22 protein-coding genes are annotated in these 21,586 nt (G+C 60.0%); 13 read left to right on the top strand and 9 right to left on the bottom strand.

The window, feature by feature from the left end:
- Positions 1–5 precede the first annotated feature (5 nt).
- Both JJQ76_RS09975 and JJQ76_RS09970 read left to right on the top strand, forming a co-directional pair.
- Positions 6–2,270: a dehydrogenase E1 component subunit alpha/beta gene (locus tag JJQ76_RS09975; protein WP_210396662.1), complete on the top strand. Its 2,265-nt coding sequence runs from the start codon at positions 6–8 to the stop codon at positions 2,268–2,270.
- Entirely contained in the window at positions 2,267–3,310 is a 1,044-nt protein-coding gene (locus tag JJQ76_RS09970; RefSeq protein WP_210396661.1) for an ACP S-malonyltransferase, read from the top strand. Before JJQ76_RS09975 ends, JJQ76_RS09970 begins: the two co-directional genes overlap by 4 nt.
- 67 nt (positions 3,311–3,377) lie before the next feature.
- Here JJQ76_RS09970 and JJQ76_RS09965 read toward each other — a convergent pair whose 3' ends face one another.
- Positions 3,378–6,065: a S8 family peptidase gene (locus tag JJQ76_RS09965; protein WP_210396660.1), complete on the bottom strand. Its 2,688-nt coding sequence runs from the start codon at positions 6,063–6,065 to the stop codon at positions 3,378–3,380.
- Between the two features lie 227 nt (positions 6,066–6,292).
- Here JJQ76_RS09965 and JJQ76_RS09960 point away from each other — a divergent pair, with 227 nt between their 5' ends.
- The 5 genes from JJQ76_RS09960 (at position 6,293) to JJQ76_RS09940 (ending at position 9,296) form a co-directional block, all read left to right on the top strand.
- The gene (locus JJQ76_RS09960; RefSeq protein ID WP_210396659.1) at positions 6,293–6,562 is read left to right on the top strand and encodes a hypothetical protein; all 270 of its coding nucleotides are present in this window, start codon (positions 6,293–6,295) and stop codon (positions 6,560–6,562) included.
- A gap of 105 nt (positions 6,563–6,667) precedes the next feature.
- Positions 6,668–7,618, top strand: a complete 951-nt coding sequence (locus JJQ76_RS09955) for an AEC family transporter (RefSeq protein WP_210396658.1) — start codon at positions 6,668–6,670, stop codon at positions 7,616–7,618.
- A 29-nt stretch (positions 7,619–7,647) separates the two neighbouring features.
- Positions 7,648–7,824 carry a hypothetical protein gene (locus JJQ76_RS09950; RefSeq protein ID WP_210396657.1) on the top strand — a complete coding sequence of 59 codons (177 nt, stop codon included), beginning with the start codon at positions 7,648–7,650 and terminating at the stop codon, positions 7,822–7,824.
- Positions 7,825–7,938: 114 nt separating this feature from the next.
- Positions 7,939–8,880 (top strand): M23 family metallopeptidase, encoded by a 942-nt coding sequence (locus JJQ76_RS18250; protein ID WP_210396656.1) that lies wholly within the window; start codon positions 7,939–7,941, stop codon positions 8,878–8,880.
- 29 nt (positions 8,881–8,909) lie between these two features.
- A complete protein-coding gene (locus JJQ76_RS09940) occupies positions 8,910–9,296 on the top strand; it encodes a bactofilin family protein (RefSeq protein ID WP_210396655.1) in 387 nt (128 codons plus the stop codon).
- On the opposite strand, the gene JJQ76_RS09935 is transcribed toward JJQ76_RS09940, so the two are convergent.
- Positions 9,293–10,414 (bottom strand): cation diffusion facilitator family transporter, encoded by a 1,122-nt coding sequence (locus JJQ76_RS09935; RefSeq protein WP_210396654.1) that lies wholly within the window; start codon positions 10,412–10,414, stop codon positions 9,293–9,295. The genes JJQ76_RS09940 and JJQ76_RS09935 overlap by 4 nt on opposite strands.
- A gap of 175 nt (positions 10,415–10,589) precedes the next feature.
- Here JJQ76_RS09935 and JJQ76_RS09930 point away from each other — a divergent pair, with 175 nt between their 5' ends.
- Both JJQ76_RS09930 and msrB read left to right on the top strand, forming a co-directional pair.
- On the top strand, positions 10,590–11,042 hold the full coding sequence (locus tag JJQ76_RS09930) for a DUF302 domain-containing protein (protein ID WP_246480538.1): 453 nt from the start codon (positions 10,590–10,592) through the stop codon (positions 11,040–11,042).
- Between the two features lie 78 nt (positions 11,043–11,120).
- Positions 11,121–11,663 carry a peptide-methionine (R)-S-oxide reductase MsrB gene (gene msrB / locus JJQ76_RS09925; protein WP_246480537.1) on the top strand — a complete coding sequence of 181 codons (543 nt, stop codon included), beginning with the start codon at positions 11,121–11,123 and terminating at the stop codon, positions 11,661–11,663.
- Between the two features lie 27 nt (positions 11,664–11,690).
- Here the strand turns inward: msrB and JJQ76_RS09920 are convergent, their stop codons facing one another.
- The 3 genes from JJQ76_RS09920 to JJQ76_RS09910 form a co-directional block, all read right to left on the bottom strand.
- Positions 11,691–13,502, bottom strand: coding sequence for a hypothetical protein (locus JJQ76_RS09920; RefSeq protein ID WP_210396653.1), 1,812 nt, complete (start codon positions 13,500–13,502; stop codon positions 11,691–11,693).
- Between the two features lie 87 nt (positions 13,503–13,589).
- A complete protein-coding gene (locus JJQ76_RS09915) occupies positions 13,590–14,771 on the bottom strand; it encodes a vWA domain-containing protein (protein WP_210396652.1) in 1,182 nt (393 codons plus the stop codon).
- Positions 14,772–14,778: 7 nt separating this feature from the next.
- Positions 14,779–15,624, bottom strand: coding sequence for an AAA family ATPase (locus JJQ76_RS09910; protein WP_210396651.1), 846 nt, complete (start codon positions 15,622–15,624; stop codon positions 14,779–14,781).
- Between the two features lie 121 nt (positions 15,625–15,745).
- Between JJQ76_RS09910 and JJQ76_RS09905 the strand changes: the two genes are divergently transcribed.
- The 3 genes from JJQ76_RS09905 to JJQ76_RS09895 all read left to right on the top strand — a co-directional run bounded on the left by JJQ76_RS09905 (position 15,746) and on the right by JJQ76_RS09895 (position 18,273).
- On the top strand, positions 15,746–16,636 hold the full coding sequence (locus JJQ76_RS09905; RefSeq protein ID WP_210396650.1) for an alpha/beta fold hydrolase: 891 nt from the start codon (positions 15,746–15,748) through the stop codon (positions 16,634–16,636).
- Between the two features lie 123 nt (positions 16,637–16,759).
- The gene (locus JJQ76_RS09900; RefSeq protein WP_210396649.1) at positions 16,760–17,359 is read left to right on the top strand and encodes a gamma-glutamylcyclotransferase; all 600 of its coding nucleotides are present in this window, start codon (positions 16,760–16,762) and stop codon (positions 17,357–17,359) included.
- A 50-nt stretch (positions 17,360–17,409) separates the two neighbouring features.
- Entirely contained in the window at positions 17,410–18,273 is an 864-nt protein-coding gene (locus JJQ76_RS09895; RefSeq protein WP_210396648.1) for a hypothetical protein, read from the top strand.
- Positions 18,274–18,291: 18 nt separating this feature from the next.
- Here JJQ76_RS09895 and JJQ76_RS09890 read toward each other — a convergent pair whose 3' ends face one another.
- The 3 genes from JJQ76_RS09890 to yfbR are packed head-to-tail and all read right to left on the bottom strand — an operon-like array spanning position 18,292 to position 20,189.
- Positions 18,292–19,323: a cyclic di-GMP phosphodiesterase gene (locus JJQ76_RS09890; protein ID WP_210396647.1), complete on the bottom strand. Its 1,032-nt coding sequence runs from the start codon at positions 19,321–19,323 to the stop codon at positions 18,292–18,294.
- A gap of 2 nt (positions 19,324–19,325) precedes the next feature.
- Positions 19,326–19,532: a rubredoxin gene (locus JJQ76_RS09885; RefSeq protein WP_425515229.1), complete on the bottom strand. Its 207-nt coding sequence runs from the start codon at positions 19,530–19,532 to the stop codon at positions 19,326–19,328.
- A 33-nt stretch (positions 19,533–19,565) separates the two neighbouring features.
- Positions 19,566–20,189, bottom strand: a complete 624-nt coding sequence (yfbR, locus tag JJQ76_RS09880) for a 5'-deoxynucleotidase (protein WP_210396646.1) — start codon at positions 20,187–20,189, stop codon at positions 19,566–19,568.
- Positions 20,190–20,321: 132 nt separating this feature from the next.
- On the opposite strand from yfbR, the gene JJQ76_RS09875 reads away from it, so the two are divergent.
- Positions 20,322–21,056 (top strand): hypothetical protein, encoded by a 735-nt coding sequence (locus JJQ76_RS09875; protein ID WP_210396645.1) that lies wholly within the window; start codon positions 20,322–20,324, stop codon positions 21,054–21,056.
- 7 nt (positions 21,057–21,063) lie between these two features.
- Here the strand turns inward: JJQ76_RS09875 and JJQ76_RS09870 are convergent, their stop codons facing one another.
- Entirely contained in the window at positions 21,064–21,507 is a 444-nt protein-coding gene (locus JJQ76_RS09870) for a hypothetical protein (protein WP_210396644.1), read from the bottom strand.
- Between the last annotated feature and the right edge of the window lie 79 nt (positions 21,508–21,586).

Below are 21,586 nucleotides of genomic sequence, written 5' to 3'. Positions count from 1 at the left end.
GCCCCATGCAAAATCGTGCCGAGATCGTCGACCGCAACTTTATCCAGCGAGTACAGACGGGCAATCTGCCCGCCGGTAGCGTGCAACTCAGCCTGGAACAGGCCGGACTTACCGCCATCCAACTGGTGGAACTGTTCGACAGCCAACTGCTGAGCCGTCATCTGGACCTCTGTTCGCGCAAACTGCAGGCCCGTGGCGAATCCTTCTACACCATTGGCAGTGCCGGTCACGAGGGCAACGCGGCGGTCGCCGCCGCCTTTCGCCACGACGACATGGCCTTTTTGCACTACCGCGACGCCGCCTTTCTGATCCAGCGCGCCCGGCAGACGCCGGGCGAAACGCCGCTGTGGGATATGCTGCTGTCGTTCGCTGCCTCCAGCGAAGACCCGATCTCCGGCGGCCGCCACAAGGTGCTCGGCAGCAAGTCACTCTATATTCCGCCACAGACCAGCACCATCGCCTCGCACCTGCCCAAAGCGCTGGGTGCCGCCTACAGTATCCCGCTGGCCAAGCGGATGCAGCACCAGGGCGAACTGCCCCACAATGGCGTAATAGTGTGTTCATTTGGCGACGCCTCGGCCAACCACAGCACCGCCCAGGGGGCGATCAACACCGCCTGCTGGACCGCCTACCAGAAGGTGCCGCTGCCGCTGGTGTTGGTGTGCGAGGACAACGGCATCGGCATCAGCACCCGCACCCCCGGCGGCTGGATCAACGCCAGTTTCAGCCAACGTCCGGGGCTGCACTATCGTTACGCCGACGGCCTCAATCTGCTCGACACCTACCGCGCCGCCAAGGAGGCGGAACGGCTGGCACGCAACTACCGCCAGCCGGTGTTCCTGCACCTCGGCTGCGTGCGCCTTTTAGGCCACGCCGGCTCCGACGCCCAGAACGCCTACCTCAGCCGCGAGCAGATCGAGGCGGGCGAAGCGCAGGATCCGTTGCTGCACTCGGCACGATTGCTGTTGGAGCTGGGGATTCTGCGCGCCGATCAGATCGTCGCGCGCTACCAAGAGACCGACGAGCGGGTCGCCCGCGTCGCCGAACTGGCGATCCAGCGCCCCAAACTGACCACCGCCGGTGAGGTGATGGCGAGTCTGGTACCGCCCACGCGGCACCCGAAACCGTCTCGGCTGATCAATGACACCGAGCGTGACGCCCTGTTCGCGCGTGAAAAGTCGATGCTGGAGCAACCGCAGCACCTGGCGCGGCTACTCAACTGGGCGCTGGCCGACCTGATGGCCAGCCACCCCGAGATCATCATGATGGGCGAAGATATAGGCCCCAAGGGCGGGGTCTACAACGTTACCAGCAAGCTCAGCGAAAAGTTCGGCAGCCACCGGGTGATCAACACGCTGCTGGATGAGCAGAGTATCCTGGGGCTCGCCATCGGCGCCGCCCACAACGGCTTTATCCCGATCCCGGAGATCCAGTTTCTCGCCTACGTGCACAACGCCGAGGACCAGATTCGTGGTGAAGCAGCGACCCTCAGTTTCTTCTCCAAGGGGCAGTACAGCAACCCGATGGTGATTCGTATCGCCGGCCTCGGTTACCAGAAGGGCTTTGGTGGCCACTTTCATAACGACAACAGTTTCAATGTGTTCCGCGATATCCCTGGCGTCATCGTCGCCTGCCCCAGCAACGGCAGCGATGCGGTGGAGATGATGCGCGAATGCGTACGGCTGGCGCGCGAAGAGCAGCGGGTGGTGGTGTTTCTGGAACCGATCGCGCTCTACATGACCCGCGATCTGCACAGCGAGGGTGACGGTCTCTGGACCACGCTGTACCGGGATCCCGGCCAAGCGCAACCGATCCGTCTGGGGCAGCTGCACCAGCAGGGCGAGGGCAGGGAACTGGCGATCCTCAGCTACGGCAACGGTTACTACCTCAGCCGTCAAGCGGTGGCGCTGCTGGAAGCCGAAGGGGTTCAGCTGCGGATAATCGATCTGCGCTGGCTGGCACCGCTCAACGAAAGCGCCATTCTGGATGCGATCAGCGGCTGCGAACACCTGCTGATTGTCGACGAATGCCGCCGCACCGGTTCCCTTGGCGAACAACTGGTGACGCTGGTAACCGAGCGGCTGAAACAACCACCCAAACTATCCCGCATCAGTGCCGAAGACAGCTTTATTTCGCTCGGTCGGGCAGCCACCGCCACCCTGCCCTCACGCGACACTATTGTCGCGGCGGCCAAAGCACTGCTGACGCCCACTCAGCCAACCGCCACCAGTCCATCTGATCAACGGACCGACCGCGAGAACCAGCAATGAGCAACAGACAGCAAGCCCTGGTGATCTGCCCCGGCCGCGGCACCTATAACGCCCCCGAGCTGGGTTACCTAAAACGTTTCCACAGCGACAAGCGGGCGCTGCTGGACCGCATCGATGCCTACCGCCAGCAGCAGGGTCAGCCGCTGCTCAGTGCGCTGGACGGCATGGAGCGCTACAACCTCAAAGAGCACAGCCGCGGCGACAACGCCTCGGCGCTGATCTGGGCCTGCGCCTACGCGGATTTTCTCAGCATCGACCGCGAATGCTTTGATATTTGCGCGGTGACCGGCAACTCCATGGGCTGGTATATCGCCCTCGGCTGCGCCGGTGCGCTGGCGCCGGACAACGCGCTGCAGTTGATCAATACCATGGGTACCCTGATGCACCGCAACGGCAGCGGCGGCCAGTTGATCTATCCGCTGGTGGATAGGGACTGGCAGCCGATCCCCGGGCGTGCAGAATGGCTGGATCGACTGACCGCCGCGATCAACGCCGAACCCGGCTGTGAGCTGGCGCTGTCCATCAACCTCGGAGGCCTGCGGGTGTTCGGCGGCAATCGGGCGGCGCTCAAGCGCTTGATGGAGCAGTTGCCGCCGGAGCAGGAACGCTACCCGATGCAGCTCTACAACCACGCTGCCTTCCATACTGCCCTGCAACAGCCGGTGGCCGCCGAAGGACGCCGGGCGCTGCCAGCTGCGCTGCTTGAACAACCGCAGCTGCCGTTGGTGGACGGTCGCGGTGCTATCTGGAATCCCGAATCGTCAAATACTGCCGCTCTATGGGAGTACACACTCGGCCATCAAGTAGTGGCTCCCTACGACTTCAGCCGTGCGGTGCAGGTAGCGGTGAAGGAGTTCGCCCCCGACAAGATCATCATCCTCGGCCCCGGCACCACCCTCGGAGGGGCGGTGGCGCAGGCACTGATCCAGATCGGTTGGCGCGGCTGGCAGAGCAAGAGCGATTTTATTAAGGCCCAGAAAGCCGATCCCTACCTGATCAGCCTGGGGATGGAGCACCAGCGCCGGCTGGCAGTGGCTTGAACCGCAAGCCGGCCAAAGCGCAGAGCGGCAGCAATCGTCGCGCTACCGCCCTCGCCTGCTGCCGCAATCAGAAAGGCTGCTGAGCAGCGAGCAACAGCATGGCATTGGTTTCGCCTGCTCGATGGCCGGCGTTGTGCTGGTAGATCAACGATGACTTCATCTGCAACCCGGCAGGTGAGGAGAACCGGTAAAACAGCTCGTAATCCAACTGACGTGCGCCCGCAGAAAGGTCTAGCTGCTGGCGACGGGTATTGAATTGATTGCCCTCATAACCATCGGAATAGGTCAGCGTCATGCGGCCCGATGCCAGCCGCAGCGGCTGGCTAACACCAACGCCGAACTGCTGCCGGGAGTCGAGCTGGTGTTGGAGCCAAAAGGCCATGGTTTCCGCACGCTGCTCGCTGATATCGGTGATCAGGCTATCCGCCATCAACCCGGGCTGCAGCCAGGCCATAGTCGCCATCGCTTGCAAACGGGTCTGCGTAGTCAAATCCAGCTCGCCCCAGAAACTCGCAAAACGATACGGGGTGTCCCCCTGAATACCGAACGCCCCCGAAAAATCTGCACCCAGCATACCCTCCTGCTCCTCGCCGACACCCAGTTGCAGCCCCAACTGCAGGACACCGGCCGGTTGTCGCCACCCCAGCCCCAACGACGCCGCGCGACTCTGCATCGCCGCCGATTCATCATCCATTCGTGCCGGCATCACCCACATTGAGCCCAGCGTCCAGTCACCCCACTGCAAGGCGCCGGCGGCACTCCAGTAGCGGTCAGCCTCCTCGGCAATCGGCAGTCCGAAACGGCGGCTAGTAAAGCTATCGGCCGGAGAGGGACTCAACAACGAGTCAGGCTGCTGGCCCATACCCCACTGATAGCGCCAGTTCGAACTCTGAGCAGCCACCTGCAATCGTTCAACGCGAGCCTGGTCGCCTGTCCCCGAGAACCTTATGCTCAGTTCGGCACTGCCTATAAATCCCGACGCCGGCAGGCCCTTCGCACGATAATCGGCCAGCAACGCCTCCAGATCATCGTCACCCGGAGCAGGCGTCACTAATTGGTCAAAGTTAATAAAGAATCCCGCCCCCTGAGTGTCAGCCACGGCCAGCCGGTTACCGGCCAGCACCTCAGCCAATGACGCACCGTAACCGTTACTCAGTGCCAGATTAACCTCGTTCAGCGCCAGTGATGGCTGCCCCTGACTCTTGTTGATGAGCGGATTCACCACCGCAAGCGGCCCAACCGGGTCAGTGGCTTTGTTGAGGTCCAAAAGCCCCTGACCGTAGATCGCGCTGTTGGCGTAGGGGCCAGTTTTATTGGCCGTCAGGAACAGGCGATCAACGATCACATCGTTAGTGAGCGTCGGGAAGCGTTGCTTCAAGACCGCCAGAGCGCCAGTTACCATGGGTGTAGCCGCTGAGGTACCAAACCCCTGCGCGTAGGTGTCATCACCGGTGTGGAATGACGAGATGATCAGATTTCCGGTTTCACCCCCGGGCGCGACCAGACACCAGCCCGCCGCCACGCCACAGGGCTGGGAGTAGTCCGTGAGCAAGCCATCCGCACCAACAGCTCCCACCGCCACCCAGTGTTCTCTCAGCTCGGCGAAATGAAAAGGCAGCCCCGCCTGGATATTAGGCTGCGTCAATGTGGGCGCATCGTTGCCATTAGCGAACACCATCACCACATCCGCAAGGGCGGCATCACGATATGCCTGCAGTTCCGCTGGTCTCGCAGCCTCTATGGCCGCTTTGGTGACACTGTTGATGGCCAAACCCACCCCCCAGGAGTTGTTCACAAAGTCAGCCCCTTGGGCGACTGTATAGTCGATCGCGGCGCCGGTTTGTGCGTCACTCAGGGTGAACGACCCATCGACGTTGTCGCCAATACGCACCCCGATCAGCTGTGCACCGGGTGCGACGCCAGTTACGCCGTTGCCGTTAACCTTGGCAGCCAGTACCCCGGCAATAAAGGTTCCATGGCCGTCAAGGTCGGCCACATCGCCGGCTCCGGTGTTGGTGGTGTAGGCGTTGTAGTAGGCCACAAACTGCCCGCTCAGCTCAGTGTGAGTTGTTCGAAAACCGCTATCGATCACTCCCACGGTGACCCCGCTGCCATCCAAACCTCGTGCGTGAGCTTGTTCGGTACCGACCAATCGATGGCGATAGTCGGCACTGTAGTTGGCGCTGACCGCAAAGCTGGGAGCGGTCCAAGGCGGCGGTGCATCATCACCTCCACCACCACCTCCGCCACCCGCCGCAGCGGCGATTCCTGCCGCGGCGCCGGCGCCAAGCAGCACTTTGGGCCAGATCGAAGGTGGCTCATACAGCAACGCCCCGTCGATGACGATCAAACGCCCCTCCACTACCAGTTCCCGCAGGGACGCCTCGAGCGCATTGAGCTGAGCCAGAGAAACCCGGCCAATTGTCTCTTTATGCACCGAAACCAGCTTATAGGGGGAGTCCGTGACCAGATCTTCCGCGGCCTCGGCAACCGCGTTTTCACCACCTTCCACGTCGGCCAGAAGAAGCTCCAGATCGCCACTATCAAGCAGGTTGCGGTACCGCGAATCCCTGCCCGCGTTGATCAGAATGGCATTGGTGTCGAGCGGATCCTGCGCAATACGCTCGACGGCGTTAGCGACCAGTGTGTAGCTTTCGCCGGTGGCGGTATAGGCATCCGTTGCGCACGCAGACTCGGGGATGGTCGCGATGACCGTGAGACAAGCAAGTAATAACGATGCGGGAAAGAGTTTCATCTGGCAGTTCCATAGGTACAACAGTGACACCATATCAGGAACAGCAGCAGAGACGGAGCCCGGCCAGCCTGACTCCCAACCGTCTACTAACAGCCATCCCTGTCCGTTAGCGAAGGCGCAGCATAAACGAACCATCGATCAGAAAATAGATCACAGCAGGGGGCGAACCCCGATGCTCCACCCCGGCTTAGCCTATGCTGGATGGAGCAACCGGAGGATTACACCCCATGAACGCCATCATCCCAACCGCCGGCATCCTGCTGTGGATACTGGCCCTGCCCGCCAATGCGGCCGATCCCGCCGAGCGAGCTGCCCGGCTGAACAGCAGCCTTGATTTCGAAAGCGGTCGCATCGTATTGATTCAGGCTGACGCAGACAAAGGCGTATGGGCCCTGACCCGCAACGGCAAGCTCTACCATTGCCAGCGGATCTCGGCACCGCAGGGCGAACGACTGCATTGTATCGGCCGGGAGGGTGAGGTGATGGGCGATTACTGATCCCAGGCTACGGAACAGTCCATCAACTTCAGCTCTTTATCTCGCCGATTCCACTAGGTTACTATCGCCGCCCTGATCCGCGACGCAGCCCGGGGCTACAACCTGATGTCCGATTTCCTGCAGACACTGGCTTTTTCCTTCTCCATCACCGGCCCCATATTCGTGGTACTGGCGCTAGGGGTCTTGCTCAGCAAACGCGGGCTGATCAACGATAATTTTATCGATATCGGCTCCCGACTGGTGTTCAACATCACCCTGCCCTCACTGTTGTTTATCAGCATCGCCCAAACCAGTATCGAGAACGCCGCCAACCTGACGCTGATCGGTGTCGGGCTGATCGGTACGCTGGTCATGTTCTTATTGCTGGAACTGATCTCCGCCCGTTGGGTAGATCCCGCCTCTGAACGAGGAGTGGTCGTTCAGGGCGGCTTTCGTTCCAACATGGGTATTATCGGCCTGGCCTACTGTGTCAATGCCTACGGCAACGAAGGCCTGATCGCAGCCTCGCTGTATCTGGCGCTGGTAACGATTCTGTTCAATGTATTGTCGGTGATCACCCTGAGTCGTTCGCTCAACCGCGATGGAGGTATCGGCTCAACACTCAAGGGAATTGCCAGCAATCCGCTGATAATTGGCATTCTGCTCGCGCTCCCCTTTGCCTGGGCCAACGTTACCCTGCCTGCGATTGTGATCCGTACCGGCGAGTATTTCGCCCATATGACGCTGCCGCTGGCACTGATTTGCACCGGTGCCAGTCTCAACTTTCGCGCCCTGCGCCATGGCCTCAACAACGCGCTGATCGCTTCGGTATCCAAGCTGCTCATTGTGCCCTTCGGCCTTACCGCAGCAGGAGCGCTGATCGGCTTTCGTGGTCTCGATCTGGGGGTGCTTTTCCTGATGGCATCAGCGCCCACCGCCGCCGCCAGCTATGTCATGGTGCGGTCGATGGGGGGCAATGCGGCGCTGGCCGCTAATATTATCGTCATCACCACCCTCGGTTCGCTGCTTACGACAAGCGCTGGCGTCACCTTGCTGCGCCACTTCGGGTTGATTTAATATCGCGCAACGGAGGACAAGTGATGCGGATGACATTAGTACTCGCAGCAGTCATGCTGCTGGCCGGTTGCAGTAGCGAATCGCTGCAGCGAACCGGCTACAACACCCTGCAGAATATTGAGCAGCAGCGCTGCGGTAACGACCCCGGCGAACAGTGTGCCGAACCGCAAAGCTATGACGATTACCAGCGCCAGCGTAAACAGTAATACCAGCAGCCCCCGCGCAGCCAGCGACGAGAGCGCTTTTATCCACTGACAGGGTGGAACTCCTGACGTATAGTGAGGTCACTTTCCAACCTGGCCGGCTGTACCGAGGAAGGCGTGAAACACCGATTAATCCTGACTATCACCACGACCCGTGGCTCGTGGCAATTCAACCTCAACAAGCTCGGCAAGTACCTGTTCACCCTGTTCGTGGCGCTGCTGCTGGCCAGCTTCACCGTCGGCAACTGGCTGCTGATGAAAACCCACGACGACCTCAATTCGCTGGAGCAGGACCATCAGCTGCTCTCCTCGCTGTACACCGACGCACTGGGTAGCAACGAGCGGGTCAGAACCGAGCTGGATGGCCTGACCGACCTGCTTGGCCAGATTCAGGAAGAGCGCAAAGAACTGGTCAAAACCAAAGTCGAGCGTGAGCGCTGGAGCACGGCGTTGCAAGAGCTGGAATCCCAGATGGGATTGGCCATCAGCAGTGAGATGACCCTCGAGCGCTCCCAGGCGCTGCAAAACATCGCCGCCGAGCGACTGTTCATGCTGCGCGGCATTCCCAACGGCTCACCGGTGGAGGGGATCCCCTACACCGACAGTTTTGGTTACCGCAAACACCCGGTAACCGGCAAAAAGCGCCACCACAACGGGCTGGACTTCCTCGCCAACACCGGCACACCGGTTTATGCCACCGCCGATGGTGCCGTCGAGTACTCGGGCTTTCACAAGGAAAGCGGGTTCGGCAATCTGGTTATCGTTAACCATAATTTCGGATTTAAGAGTTACTATGCACACCTCAAGCAGGCCAAAGTGAAGAGCGGCAAGCTGGTGCGAAAGGGGGAGCTGATCGGTTATAGCGGCAACTCCGGCGTATCCACCGGCCCACACCTGCATTATGAGGTTCGTTACTTGTACAAGCCGCTCAACCCCGTGCCCTTCGTCAAATGGGGCATGGATAACTACGATGACATCTTCACCAAGATACGGGGTATTGCATGGGATTCATTAAAAGAAATGCATCCGCTGAATCAGCTCGAAGCGCCGTTACTATAATCGCTCCGGGCAATCGTTTTACCGGCGAAATGAACATCGTCGGCAAGCTGCACATCGACGGGTTATTTGAAGGCCGCATCGCGTCACTGGACACCGTTTCCGTGGGTAAACGGGGCGAACTCCACGGCCACATCCAGGCGCAGGAGATCCACGTCAGCGGCAAGATAGAGGGTGAAATCAATTGCGCCGAGCTGATCATCGAAAACGGCGGCGAGGTCAAAGGTACCGTTTACTGTGACGAGCTGGTGATCGCCCGCAAAGGCAGTTTTATCGGCGAACGACGCCTTAAGAGTGAACTGAAAACCCTGCCGCAAAACAGCGGAACCGCCGCGGATAGTCATCAGGGCGACGATGTCGACAAGATGCTGTCACAAATGCTGGACGAAAAAAACGACACCCCGACAAATAACCGTTAAGGCGAGACCACCTCTGCATCCTGAGTCGGCGGGGCCCGGCGCACCGGCGGCTCAGGCAGTTCAAACGCACTGATCCCCCGAACCCTAATCGACACCTCGGCCACCTGTGGCATCTGTTCACGCAGGCTCTGTTCCAGCTCCAGGATAATCGCCTCTGCCCGTGTCAGAGTGGCTTCCACTGTTGCCCGTGCCGTCACAAACGCCAGCGCTCGGGTTTCTCCCCGCTGGGCTTGCGGTAACTGCTGCAACAGCTGCTTTTTGGCGCCACTGATACGGGTCAGCAACCCCGACACCATCGCCTCCTGCTGCAGCTCAATTTCGGCAAATACCAGCGTGCGGTGATCATCGAGAATGATCGAATGAATGTGGTCACAGCGCTCCACCGCCCGGCGGGCTTCGGCCAGTTCGCGCAAGGCGGTTTCGGCCGACCGGTCACGCACATCGGTCAGGTAACGCATGTAGAGGTAGCCCAGATAGTAAGCCACCCACCCCATCAACACCGCGATCCCGAGCGCGGCCAGCGCGTCCCAGAGCGGGTTGAGCGTCAGCAGTGTGGCCACCGCGCCGGCCCCCGCCATCATCAACCCCAGCAATCCGGCGCTGGACTGCACCACGATCACCGCCAAGGTCACATCGCCACAGCCCAACAAATAGGTAAATGGATTGCGCTGCCGCTCCACCATCATCCGCCCGACAAAGTCACGCGCGGCGAGAAAAAAACTGTACCCCTGAATTAGCAAGCCGCCGGCGACCGCCAACAGCAGGGTCCAGTTGGCCCCGTCCAGCAACGGTTGCTCCCTGCTTACCGCCAGCAATGCATAGATGCTCCAGGCCAATCCCAGGCCACAGCCGATCGAGAACAGTCCCACGGAGCTCCAAAGGTTGACCAGATAGCGGGTTTTTCCGTGACCATAGGCATAGACGTGATCGCCGGCAGCACGTCCCTTGCGCGCGCTGCTGAACAGTACTGCCTGATTAAGTACATCCAGCAGGCTGTGCAGCGCTTCGCTCAGCAACGCCGCCGAGCCGGTAATCACCCCGGTTACCAATTTGAACAAGGTGGCCGCCACATGAGAAAACAGCGCAACGCGCACGACCCGTACCGATTCCTGACTCATGCCATCACTCCCAACACGCTCTGACCAAGCTTAAGAGGTATCCGCCATGAAGCGCGCGGACCTGCATCAACATCTTGAGCGATAGTTCAAACATCCGTTTAATCAAACCCCTGTAACAACAGGATTGTTCAGGCGTCAGGGTTGCATCCAAACAACTGGCAGGGGAGCACAGCTGATGTACCGTCCAGCACTACTGCTAATGCTATTAATTGTCCCGGTAGCGCCCCTGCACGCCGCCGGCGGGGTTACCCACGTGCGCAGCGCGCACGACGTCTCAACCACACTGGACAGGCTTGAAGCGGCCGCTGTCGGCAAAGGGATGACCGTTTTTGCGCGCATTGACCACGCGGCCGGAGCCGCCAAGGCAGGACAAGCTCTGCCGCCCACGCAACTGCTGCTTTTCGGCAACCCCAGCATCGGTACTCGTCTGATGCAGTGCGACCGCGGTAGCGCCATCGATCTGCCGTTGAAGGCGCTGGCTTGGGAGGATGCGGAGGGCAAGGTGTGGCTGAGCTACAACACCCCGGATTATCTCGCCCATCGCCATCAACTGCAGACCTGTGCCGGGGTACTGGACAAAATGCGCAGCGCGCTGGCCTCCTTTGCCAAGGCGGCGGCTTCGCCCTGAGCAAGACGGGCATGCTGATCAACTAAACTTTTCGCCGCCACCACAGACCAATGCGATATATCAACCCGGAGAACAATGATGACCATCAGTCGCTCGCTTCGCACCGCCATGACCACCCTGACACTTGCCGCGGGGCTAACTCTGGCACCGCTGGCGCCAGCTGCTGAAACTGATGCGACCATGCGCTATCAAAAGCCGCCTGCGGAACAACTGAAGCAGATGCTGACGCCCCTGCAGTATCAGGTTACCCAGCAGGATGCGACCGAGCGACCGTTTGACAACGAGTACTGGGACAATAAAAAACCGGGCATCTACGTCGATATCGTCAGCGGTGAGCCGCTGTTCTCCTCCACCCACAAGTACAAGTCGGGCACTGGCTGGCCCAGCTTTTATCAACCCATTGATGAGCAGTTCATCGTCACCCACACCGACTACAAACTGATCTGGCCGCGTACGGAGTTGCGCAGCAAGTATGGCGATTCCCACCTGGGTCACGTCTTCAAGGATGGTCCCGAGCCGACCGGCCTGCGTTACTGTATCAACTCGGCTGCCCTGCGTTTTATTCCTGTGGCAGAGCTGGAGAAAGAGGGTTACGGGGAGTATGCCTCGCTGTTCGAATAGCCCCCACCGCTGGTTGATTCACCGAGATCAATCACGCAGCGCCAGGCGCCAATCTAACGGCGCCCGCGGAATCGGGAACGGCTTGAGCAGATGGCGTTCCACATCCGCTGCAGTGGGTGTCTCGGCGTAAAACGCCCGGATCTGCTCCGGATCGACGCCGTAGCGTTGGTGCAGCTCTTCCAGGGCCTGGGAGCCAAGCCGCAGACCATAGAAGCGGTAGATCGCCTGGGCCAGCGCCTCGGCTGCCTGGCACATATCTTTCTCCAGCTCCTTAACCATCGCCTCACCCCAGCCGATCTTGGTACGCACGCTGAGATCACTTTCGAAGTAGCCCATGTTGAGCGTATTGGCGTTATCGATGGCGCGTTGAACCTCCGGTTTACGCAACTCGATCTGTTCATCCAGCGCCAGTGCGATACGGATCGCCAGGTGCTTCATGACCCGCAGCTGCCGCGCAGGATCGTTCATCCGCTCATAGTTGCGCGCTTGCTTGAGAAATGGCTTATAGAGCGCACTGACCAGTTTCATCTTCTGCTTATCGTTGAGGTAGATACTGTCCTCGATGATCTGCAGTCCGCTTCCCCCTTCGCCGGCATCGATCTGACGTTCATCTTTGGGGCGGGCCGCAATCGCCCGTCGCCAGGCTTCCACATGGCGTTGAAACCGTTCGAACTCCTTGCCGGTCTGCCGATTGGCCAGATAGGCCTGATGATAGAGCTCCAGCGCCTTTTCCAACGCCTGCTTCAGGGTCCGGCGCAGGGGGCTGCGCCGTGCTTCCGCCTGATACTCGGCCAGCAGGGATTCGATCTGTTCACGGCAATACTCCAGCAGCTGCTGACCAGTCAGTCCCACCGGCGCCAGCGAGGCGCTGTCGCCAAAATCGTTGAGAAAGGTGGCCAGCGCCAGCAAGCGGCTGTAGCTGCGCGAACGAGCCAGGCGAAAACGCAGCCGCTCCTTCTCCAAGTCGTTGGTCGATTCCGCCAGTTGCCAGTCGCCGGAGTAATCAAACACCAGCATCGGGATTCGCCGCCCGCTCATCAGTTCGAACAGCAGGGTAAACACCTCCTGCACGTCGGTCTGGGTCATCAGGCTGGCGTCATCGTCGTCGATGGCGGCAAAGATCCGTTCGATGAAATAACGGGTGCGAGGGACACCCTGCTGCAGGCTGGGTCGCTCGCCGTGAAAACGGGCGCGCAGCAGCTCTGCCAGTTGCGGCACGTCGTCGGCAAAGCGAGCCACCAATCCGTCGATGCGATGCTGCTGCTGGGCGACCAGATCGGCGATACGGGTGTACAGCCCGGCACGGCGCAAGACCTCTACTTCTTCGGCCAGTCGAACCAGCGACTCTTCCGCACCCAGAGTACGTACCGCCACACCCAGCCACTCGGGGCCAAGGTCGACCTCTTGCAGCAACAGCCGCGCCGACTCCAGCCGGCGCGCATCTTCATCAAGCTGCTGCAGCTGCAGATCCCGCAGTTGTAGAATACGGTCGGGAAGGTTCCCCACCACGGCAGTCAGCTGCTCCTGCGCCTCGTGCAGTTTTTTGTCACGCGTCAGGCGGAAGATAAAATGCGCCGCCAGACCGATCACCCCGGCAATCACGGTATAAGCGATAAAAAAGATCAGGGTGTTGGTCGGCAGCATTTTACCGTTGCCGAAGTAGTAGCCGCCGACGGATGCGATCAAGGTCACCGGACCGGCCGTCCACGCCAGCTCCATCACCTTTTGACTGGTACTCTTGCTACCCGCCACTTCGGCTAGCTGATAGATGCGGCTGGCACCGCGATCCTCAATCAGCAGCGCTCTGGATTTAGCATTTCGAAACGGCCAGAAGCCCATTAAAACAGCCCCATAAAAACAATCTGTTAAACAAGCTTGATAGCTTGGCACCAGGCGCTGCCGGTCGCAAGATAGTTGCTACCCAAATTAACGCGATAGTTGGCGAATCGCCTGCTCCAGACCGCCCAGCGTTAACGGAAACATCCGCCCACCAAACTGCTGCTGAATCATCTTGATACTCTGGGTATAGGGCCAGTAACGCGATTCCATCGGGTTTAGCCAAACGCACTTTTCCCAGGTGTCGAGCAGTCGCTGCAGCCATAACTGGCCAGGCTCCTCGTTCCAGTGTTCGACGCTGCCGTGGGAGTAGACCAGCTCGTAGGGCGACATGGAGGCATCCCCCACCAGGATCACCCGATAGTCGGGACCGTAGGTATGGAGAACATCAAGGGTGGAGATCGCCTCCTGATGACGGCGCTGGTTGTCGCGCCAGACCCGCTCGTACAGACAGTTGTGAAAGTAAAAGTACTCCAGATGTTTGAACTCAGTGCGAGCGGCCGAGAACAACTCTTCGCACTGGCGGATATAGGGATCCATGGAACCGCCGACATCGAAGAAGATCAGCACCTTGACCGCGTTGTGCCGCTCCGGCACCAGCTTGAGATCCAGATAGCCGGCGTTGTTGGCGGTTGAGCGGATAGTATCGTCAAGGTCCAGCTCTTCGGCGGCGCCGGTGCGGGCAAACCGGCGCAGTTTGCGCAGCGCCACCTTGATATTGCGGGTGCCCAGCTCCACCGAATCATCCAGGTCGCGGAACTCGCGCTTCTCCCACACCTTGACCGCGCGCTTGTGTCGGCTTTCGCCACCAATACGGACCCCTTCCGGGTTGTAGCCGCTATGACCAAAGGGTGAAGTGCCACCGGTGCCGATCCACTTGTTGCCGCCGGCATGACGCCCCTGCTGCTCTTCCAGCCGCTGCTTCAACGTATCCATCAACTTGTCGAAACCACCGAGCGCTTCAACCTTGGCGCGTTCCTCGTCGGAGAGCTGGCGGATAAAATCACTGCGCAGCCACTCTTTGGGAATCAGCGCCTCCAGCAGCCCTTCGCCCTGCAGCTGGGCAATACCGTCGAAATAGGCGGCAAAGGCCTGATCGAAGCGGTCGTAGTACTTTTCATCCTTCACCAGACAGGTGCGCGCCAACAGGTAGAACTGTTCCAGATCGGCGAAGGCGATGCCCTTGTCGAGTGCCTCCAGCAGCGCCAGCAGCTCCTTCAGCGATACCGGCACCTTGGCGCCGCGCAGGGCGGTGAAAAAATCGATCAGCATGATGCTCTCAGCGGTTCTCGCGACGCGCCATAAAGGCCAGCCGCTCCAACATATGCACATCCTGCTCGTTCTTCAGCAGGGCGCCGTATAGCGGCGGTATCGCCTTGGTGGGGTCACGGTTGGCCAACACATCGGCCGGTATCTGATCCGCCATCAACAACTTGAGCCAATCAATCAGTTCCGACGTCGATGGCTTTTTCTTCAGTCCGTTAACCTTGCGTACCTCGAAAAACAGCTCCAGCGCCTCGCTAACCAGCTTGGCGGTGATGTCGGGAAAGTGCACTCGGACAATCGCTTCCATGGTCTCCTTGTCGGGGAAGCGGATGTAGTGAAAGAAGCAGCGGCGCAGAAAGGCGTCGGGCAGCTCCTTCTCATTGTTTGAGGTGATGATCACAATGGGGCGCTGTCGGGCCACCACCTGTTCGCCGGTTTCGTAAACATGAAACTCCATTTTGTCGAGTTCAACCAGCAGGTCGTTGGGGAACTCGATATCGGCCTTATCAATCTCGTCGATCAACAACACCACCGGCTCGTCGGCAGTAAACGCCTGCCACAGCATCCCCTTGCGAATATAATTATTGATGTCATGCACGCGGTCGTCGCCCAGCTGCGAGTCCCTTAATCGCGACACCGCATCGTAGTCATAGAGGCCCTGCTGGGCTTTGGTGGTTGACTTGATATGCCAGCGCAGCAACGGTTTGCCGAGCGCAGTGGCGATCTCTTCCGCGAGCATGGTTTTGCCGGTGCCCGGTTCGCCCTTGACCAGCAATGGCCGTTGCAGGGTGATTGCGGCATTTACCGCCATCTGCAGATCATCGGTGGCGACGTAACGTTCGGTACCTTCAAAACGCATCGGAAACTCCAGTAGTTGACAAAACTGTTTGGTTAAACCGAGTGTACCAGAGCGACAGCGAATGCAAATGACGATTGCGCTCATTCCACACCGTCATTGTGTTCAATCCAAGGAGCATAGAATGTTTGGCAACAACTTCAAAAGCGCCCGTTTAACGGTCACCACCGCCGGACACCCGGTGGAGATAAATTTCAAGCATGGCGGATCAGGACCACCGTTGCTGCTGCTCCACGGCTACCCCCAAACGCACTGCATATGGCACCGGGTAGCACCGGCACTGGCCGACCGCTTCCACCTGATCTGCCCCGATCTGCGGGGTTATGGCGACAGCGCCAAGCCGGAAGGCGCCAGCGACCACGCCAACTATGCCAAACGCGCGATGGCCGCTGACCTGGTTGCGGTCATGAAAGCCCTTGGCTATTCGCGCTTCGACGTTGCCGGACATGATCGTGGCGCCCGGGTGACCCACCGGCTGGCGCTGGACTACCCGGAACAGGTGCGACGCGCCTGCGTGATGGATATCGCCCCCACCCTGCATATGTTTGAACATACCGACCAGGCTTTTGCCAGCGGCTACTATCACTGGTTTTTCCTGATTCAGCCGGACGGTCTGCCAGAGCGCCTGATCGGAAACGATCCCGGCTATTACCTCACCGAGAAACTACGCCGCTGGAGCGCTCCCGGCGCCGAGTTTTCCGATGCGGCGATAGCCGAATATCTACGCTGTTTCAGCCGGCCGGAAGCGATCCATGCCAGCTGCGAAGACTACCGCGCAGCGGCTACCATCGATCTGCAGCATGATCGTGCTGACCGTTCGCGCCAACTCGACTGCCCGCTACTGGTACTGTGGGGCGCGCGCGGCTTTGTTGCCCGCAGCTACGACCTGCTGTCGGTGTGGCGGGACTATGCTCGACACGTCGAGGGGTACGCGCTGGATTGCGGCCATTTTCTGCCCGAAGAGGCCCCCGAGGCCGTCATCCGCGCCTTGCGCGACTTTTTCAGTCGTGACTAAATAGCCACCGCGGCTCCGCATAAATCAGGAACCGCTCCAGCCGCCCAGCGATAGCCAAATCACGCAACAGGGTATAGGTTGGTAGGCTCATCGCTTCCATTTATTACCCATAGCACTCCGCTCATGCAGACCACACTGACCCCGCACCCGGATACCGAACGCCCCTCGCTACCACCGGGGCCCCTCTGGGTGTTTGCCTACGGGTCGCTGCTTTGGCGCCCCGAGTTCGAGTACCAGCAGCGACTGCCGGCGCGACTGTTCGGCTACCACCGCTCGCTCTGCGTCTGGTCCCACGTCCATCGCGGCACCCCACAACAGCCGGGCATGGTGCTGGGCCTGGACCGTGGCGGCAGCTGCTGCGGCTGCCTCTACCAAGTGGACGCGGACCATAAACACGCGGTTGCCGAATACCTCTATGCCAGGGAGATGCCCACCCGTATCTACCGGGCGCGCATTCATCCCGTTTACCCGGCCGGTCAGCCTGCGGTCGCCGCGCTCACATTCGTGGTGGATCGCCGCGACCGCCAGTACGTGGGCGCCCTCAGTCCGGACGAAGCCGCGCACCACGTTGCTGCGGCACGCGGGATGAGTGGTTCCAGCCGAGACTATCTGCTGCACACGCTGGAGCATCTGCAGCACCTGGGCCTGCGTGACCGCCATCTGGAAGCGATCGCCGCCGCACTGCCGCGTTGTGATCTGCGTCAGCGCGACAGCGGCCAGTGAGCGCTATGCTTACCGGATGAGTGAATTATCCCCGTAGTTTGGAGGACTCCATGCAATTGACACCCTCGCTGCCCGCGCTGTCCCTGTTGTTGGCCTCCCTGATAGTGGTCCAACCAGCGCAAGCCGAACCCTTGCGTGAGTGTTACCAGGACGCCTGCGCCGAGATCGAACTGCCGGCCTGTAACAACAACGGCAGCGGCACACCGCTGCGGATCGCCGGCCAGCTCGCCAATCCCCACCGTAACAGCATTACCGCGTGGCAACTGGTAGCGGATGCTGAGTGGGAGTACAACGCCAACCACCAGGTCAAGCTACTGTCCGGCAACCCCATCGACAGCAACGGTTTTCAGTTTGGCAGTGAGTTTGAACGCCAACTGCTGCTCACCGGCACCCTGCCCGGCAAGCTGCTGCTGGCTTTCGGCCCCCGCAGCGGCGGCCATGGCTTTTACGACGTAGCCGTCGAAGTCACGCTCTCTCCGCAGGGCGAGCAACAGGTGCAGTTGGACGTCAAACCCGGCTCCTGCCCCAACCCGGTCAACCGCGACAAGAAAGGGCTGACACCGGTAGCGGTGGTCGGCAGCAATGATCTGGACGTGCGCGAAATCGATCTGCACTCGATCCGTATCGCCGGGGTCGCACCGGTTCGTTACAGCTACAGCGATGTCACCACTTCCCTGCCGCAGGGCGAGGGCGGCTATGCCTGCACCACCGCCCGCAGCGACGGCATCAGCGATCTGACGCTGAAGTTTAATACCGCCGAGTTGATCGCGGCGCTGGAGCAGGAGCGCGGACGTGTTCTGTTTGACGGCGAGATCGTCACCCTGCCCTTTCGGGCAAGGTTGAAGGATGCAGGACAGTGCAGCGGCGGGTTGATTGGCGAGGAGCAGATTCAGATCATCAACAACAGGCGCTGACCCGGGTTTTCGGCAGTCTCACTGCTCTTTGAACAGTTTGACAAAGCCGGCAAACAGGCGCTGATCAAAGTGGTCCGACATTCGCTCTTTCATCAACTTCAGCGCCTCGAAGGGCGTCATCGCCACCTTATAGGAGCGCTCGGCGGTAAGTGCGTCAAAGACGTCGGCGATGCAGCAGATTCGCCCGTATTCGTGGATCTCCTCGCCGGCTAACGCTTTGGGGTAGCCGTCCCCTCCGGCCCGCTCGTGGTGCTGCATAACGATAATGCGGCACTCCTCGGTCAGTTCACCGGCGGCCTCAAGGATCTTGTAGCCCTGATAAGGGTGGATCCGGATATGCTTCATCTCGGCGTCGGTCAACTTGGCCGGTTTGTTGAGGATGTCCGGATTCACTTTGACCTTGCCGATATCATGCAGGAAAAAACCGGCTGCCAGCTCGTGCATATTGTGGGCGTCGGAGCCGCCATAGAGTTCTTTGGCCAGCATGATCGACAACACTCCCACGTTGACCGAGTGGGTGTAGGTGTAAAAATCGTGATGGGTCAGGCGCAGCATGCTCATTGCCGTATCCCGGTCGGACAACACCATATCCGAGACGTCGTAGATCGCCTGCTTTGACGCTTTGATGTTCTCGGCGGTAGGGCTTTCCAGCAACCGCTTCATCATCGTGCGCGAATGCCGATAAACCTGCTCAGCACGCTGCTTGGGCGTCATCTCCCTGTCATGCAGCGCTTCACGCAGATAGCCGGGGATGAGCGAATCTGGGTCCCACTTCGGTGGCGCCAACCCCGCTTCCTTGGGGTCAACCGGCGCATCACCATGGCTGACCTTACTGAGTTCATCGACACTGCTCGGGTAGGCCGCAGGATCCGGTTTCACCTCGCTGCGATCAAGGTCAACCTCGACGCTGTCGAAAGGACAGGCGCGCAGGCGATCCAGATCCTTCCGGCTGGTGATCTTAAAACGGTTGCGGAGAAAGGGGTGGTCGGCCCAGTCGCTCTGAATCTCGACGTACATCCCCAATTTGAGATCACTGGTTTTAACCCGCATGGTTACTCCGTCGCAATGAAGGCCGATTTGGGTGCACCACAATCGGGACAAACCCAATCATCCGCTATATCTTCCCAACGGGTGCCGGCGGGGATCCCTTCGTCGGGCAGCCCCTTCGCTTCGTCATAAATCAACCCACACACATCGCATTCGTAGCGCGCCATGATCACCTCCTGTGATGGCAGACCGGGGAATTGTAGACCAGCCACCAGCTCCATCCGTTGACTTATATCAGCCGATCCTCAAGTTAACTCCCGCAGGACCGGTGCGGTCTCCACCCCCGGCGCCAGGATCTCATCCAGGGTCAGGTCGTAGCTCGGCGCGAAGGTTTCCAAAAAGTAATCGATCTCGGGCTGCTGATAGTTGCGCAGCCGCCGGGCAATGCTTTCGGCCGCCTTGGAGAACTGCATATTGCCGTTCTTCAGCTCCATCTGGCACTTGAGGTAAGCGGTAATGGTATCGGCCATTTTGATCAGCTGCTGGTGCTCCATGGGCAGGTTATCCTCGATCAGAACCTGGGCGAAATCGTGGCGCAGGTCCTCCGGCAGCATCGCCACCAGCTCTTTCTCGGCGGTGCGCTCAATCTCCTTGAACGCGGTACGGATCGCTTCGGAGTGGTATTTCACCGGGGTGATAACATCGGAGCAGACCGCCTCGACTGAATCGTGATAGAGAGCCGCCACAACCACCGCATTGACGTCCACACCGCCCCCATAAACACGGTTGCGAATGGTCGCCAACGCATGGGCGATGGTGGCTACATCCCAGGAATGCTCCTTGACGTTCTCCGGTACGGTATTACGCTTGAGCCCCCAGCGCAGCACCCAACGCAGTTTGTCGATATAGGCGAAAAAATGACTGCTCATGAACCTTGCCCTGCTACCGCGAAATGAACCCAGAGTGTAAACCAAGCCGCGAGGGGGACCAATCAGCAACGGGACTTGTCGCCAGCGCCGCGACAACGCACACTGCGCTTTTATAACCGGATAGAGATCGCCATGTTCGCCAACCTGTTCCGCTCTGCGCCATTGGTCGACGACGCCACCCTAAACCTGATGCAGCAGGTTCACTGTTGGGCGCTGGAGCAGTTCGGCCATGAACACTTTGCCCAGCAAGTGAAGCTGGTGCCGCCCACCAACAACTACTTTCCGGAGCGCATCAGCAACGTCGACGAGATGGCGGCGGCGCTGGCGCGGCGAATGGCAAACTATGCCGGTATCAGCCACTGGCCTCTGGCGGTAACGACCGATACTACCGCACCACTGCAACTGCCGGCTGCGCTCACCGGCCCGCGCTCCACCGAAAGCCAGCCAACCAGCGCAGAACCGCAACCGCAGCAAGCCGTAGTGCTCCGCTATAACCCGCTGCAAGCGAGCGATCCGCAAGCGATGATCGCCAGTCACGCACAGCAGTTCGGCGCCCTGCTGCTGGCACTGGCAACCGAACCGCCGCCCGTCAATGAACTGCAAATTCCACTGGTGGCTGAGTTACTGGCGGTGCATCTGGGGTTCGGCATTCAACTGGCCAACAGCGCGTTCGTGTTCGCCGGGGGCTGCGGTGGCTGCAAGCGCTCCGCCGCCGGTCGGGTCGCCTACCTCAATCAGGACGAAGCCCTGATGGCGCTAGCGCTGTTCTGTCATCACAAACAGATCGGTACCAGCGAGGTGACTCCGCATCTGCATAAACACCTGCGCGCGGTGTACAAGCGCGGCGTACGCCAACTGGCGAATTGACGGGGGGTCAGTTGTCGCTGGACAGGTCCAGTTGCTGCAGCCGTTCGCGGCTCTGCTCAAGGTGGGCCAGCAGTTCGTCCATGATGGCCAGTACCGCGGCCGGCCACTGGTCGCGTTCGGCTTCTTCCAGTTCCTGCTGCCACTCCTGATCAGCGCGAACCAGACGTTCGACAATGCGCTCCAAACCGGCCAGCGACCCTGCCCAGCGATCGATCAGACTTTCCAGAAACTCGCGATCGGGATTGCCCGCTTTGGCCAGCCCACCCTCCTGCTGGATGGTGTCACGAAAGCGATCCATCAGGGCTTCGCGCTCATCGGCAATCTCAGTCAGCACGCTGTGCATGCCGGCTGGCAGCGACTCCAGCTCGGCCAGATCCCGATAGCGCTCGGCAAGCTCGAACCCGCGCCCGCTCACGCCATAAAGCAGCACGTCATGTTGATGGTCCAGCATAGTCTCGTTCTGTCCTCCGTGGAGCAGAAGCCATTGATTAATAGCACCCCGTGCCTAGGGAGTATACACCGCAGCTTCG

Source organism: Motiliproteus sediminis (genome assembly GCF_017912535.1).
Lineage (GTDB): Bacteria > Pseudomonadota > Gammaproteobacteria > Pseudomonadales > Balneatricaceae > Motiliproteus > Motiliproteus sediminis.
This window is presented reverse-complemented; position numbering and strand designations above follow the sequence as displayed.

Excerpts from the sequence above, each read along its gene's own strand:
- JJQ76_RS09975 (WP_210396662.1), top strand. The coding sequence starts at position 6 with ATGCAAAATCGTGCCGAGATCGTCGACCGCAACTTTATCCAGCGAGTA.
- JJQ76_RS09970 (WP_210396661.1), top strand. The coding sequence starts at position 2,267 with ATGAGCAACAGACAGCAAGCCCTGGTGATCTGCCCCGGCCGCGGCACC.
- JJQ76_RS09965 (WP_210396660.1), bottom strand. The coding sequence starts at position 6,065 with ATGAAACTCTTTCCCGCATCGTTATTACTTGCTTGTCTCACGGTCATC.
- JJQ76_RS09960 (WP_210396659.1), top strand. The coding sequence starts at position 6,293 with ATGAACGCCATCATCCCAACCGCCGGCATCCTGCTGTGGATACTGGCC.
- JJQ76_RS09955 (WP_210396658.1), top strand. The coding sequence starts at position 6,668 with ATGTCCGATTTCCTGCAGACACTGGCTTTTTCCTTCTCCATCACCGGC.
- JJQ76_RS09950 (WP_210396657.1), top strand. The coding sequence starts at position 7,648 with ATGACATTAGTACTCGCAGCAGTCATGCTGCTGGCCGGTTGCAGTAGC.
- JJQ76_RS09940 (WP_210396655.1), top strand. The coding sequence starts at position 8,910 with ATGAACATCGTCGGCAAGCTGCACATCGACGGGTTATTTGAAGGCCGC.
- JJQ76_RS09935 (WP_210396654.1), bottom strand. The coding sequence starts at position 10,414 with ATGAGTCAGGAATCGGTACGGGTCGTGCGCGTTGCGCTGTTTTCTCAT.
- JJQ76_RS09930 (WP_246480538.1), top strand. The coding sequence starts at position 10,590 with ATGTACCGTCCAGCACTACTGCTAATGCTATTAATTGTCCCGGTAGCG.
- msrB (WP_246480537.1), top strand. The coding sequence starts at position 11,121 with ATGACCATCAGTCGCTCGCTTCGCACCGCCATGACCACCCTGACACTT.
- JJQ76_RS09920 (WP_210396653.1), bottom strand. The coding sequence starts at position 13,502 with ATGGGCTTCTGGCCGTTTCGAAATGCTAAATCCAGAGCGCTGCTGATT.
- JJQ76_RS09915 (WP_210396652.1), bottom strand. The coding sequence starts at position 14,771 with ATGCTGATCGATTTTTTCACCGCCCTGCGCGGCGCCAAGGTGCCGGTA.
- JJQ76_RS09910 (WP_210396651.1), bottom strand. The coding sequence starts at position 15,624 with ATGCGTTTTGAAGGTACCGAACGTTACGTCGCCACCGATGATCTGCAG.
- JJQ76_RS09905 (WP_210396650.1), top strand. The coding sequence starts at position 15,746 with ATGTTTGGCAACAACTTCAAAAGCGCCCGTTTAACGGTCACCACCGCC.
- JJQ76_RS09900 (WP_210396649.1), top strand. The coding sequence starts at position 16,760 with ATGCAGACCACACTGACCCCGCACCCGGATACCGAACGCCCCTCGCTA.
- JJQ76_RS09895 (WP_210396648.1), top strand. The coding sequence starts at position 17,410 with ATGCAATTGACACCCTCGCTGCCCGCGCTGTCCCTGTTGTTGGCCTCC.
- JJQ76_RS09890 (WP_210396647.1), bottom strand. The coding sequence starts at position 19,323 with ATGCGGGTTAAAACCAGTGATCTCAAATTGGGGATGTACGTCGAGATT.
- yfbR (WP_210396646.1), bottom strand. The coding sequence starts at position 20,189 with ATGAGCAGTCATTTTTTCGCCTATATCGACAAACTGCGTTGGGTGCTG.
- JJQ76_RS09875 (WP_210396645.1), top strand. The coding sequence starts at position 20,322 with ATGTTCGCCAACCTGTTCCGCTCTGCGCCATTGGTCGACGACGCCACC.
- JJQ76_RS09870 (WP_210396644.1), bottom strand. The coding sequence starts at position 21,507 with ATGCTGGACCATCAACATGACGTGCTGCTTTATGGCGTGAGCGGGCGC.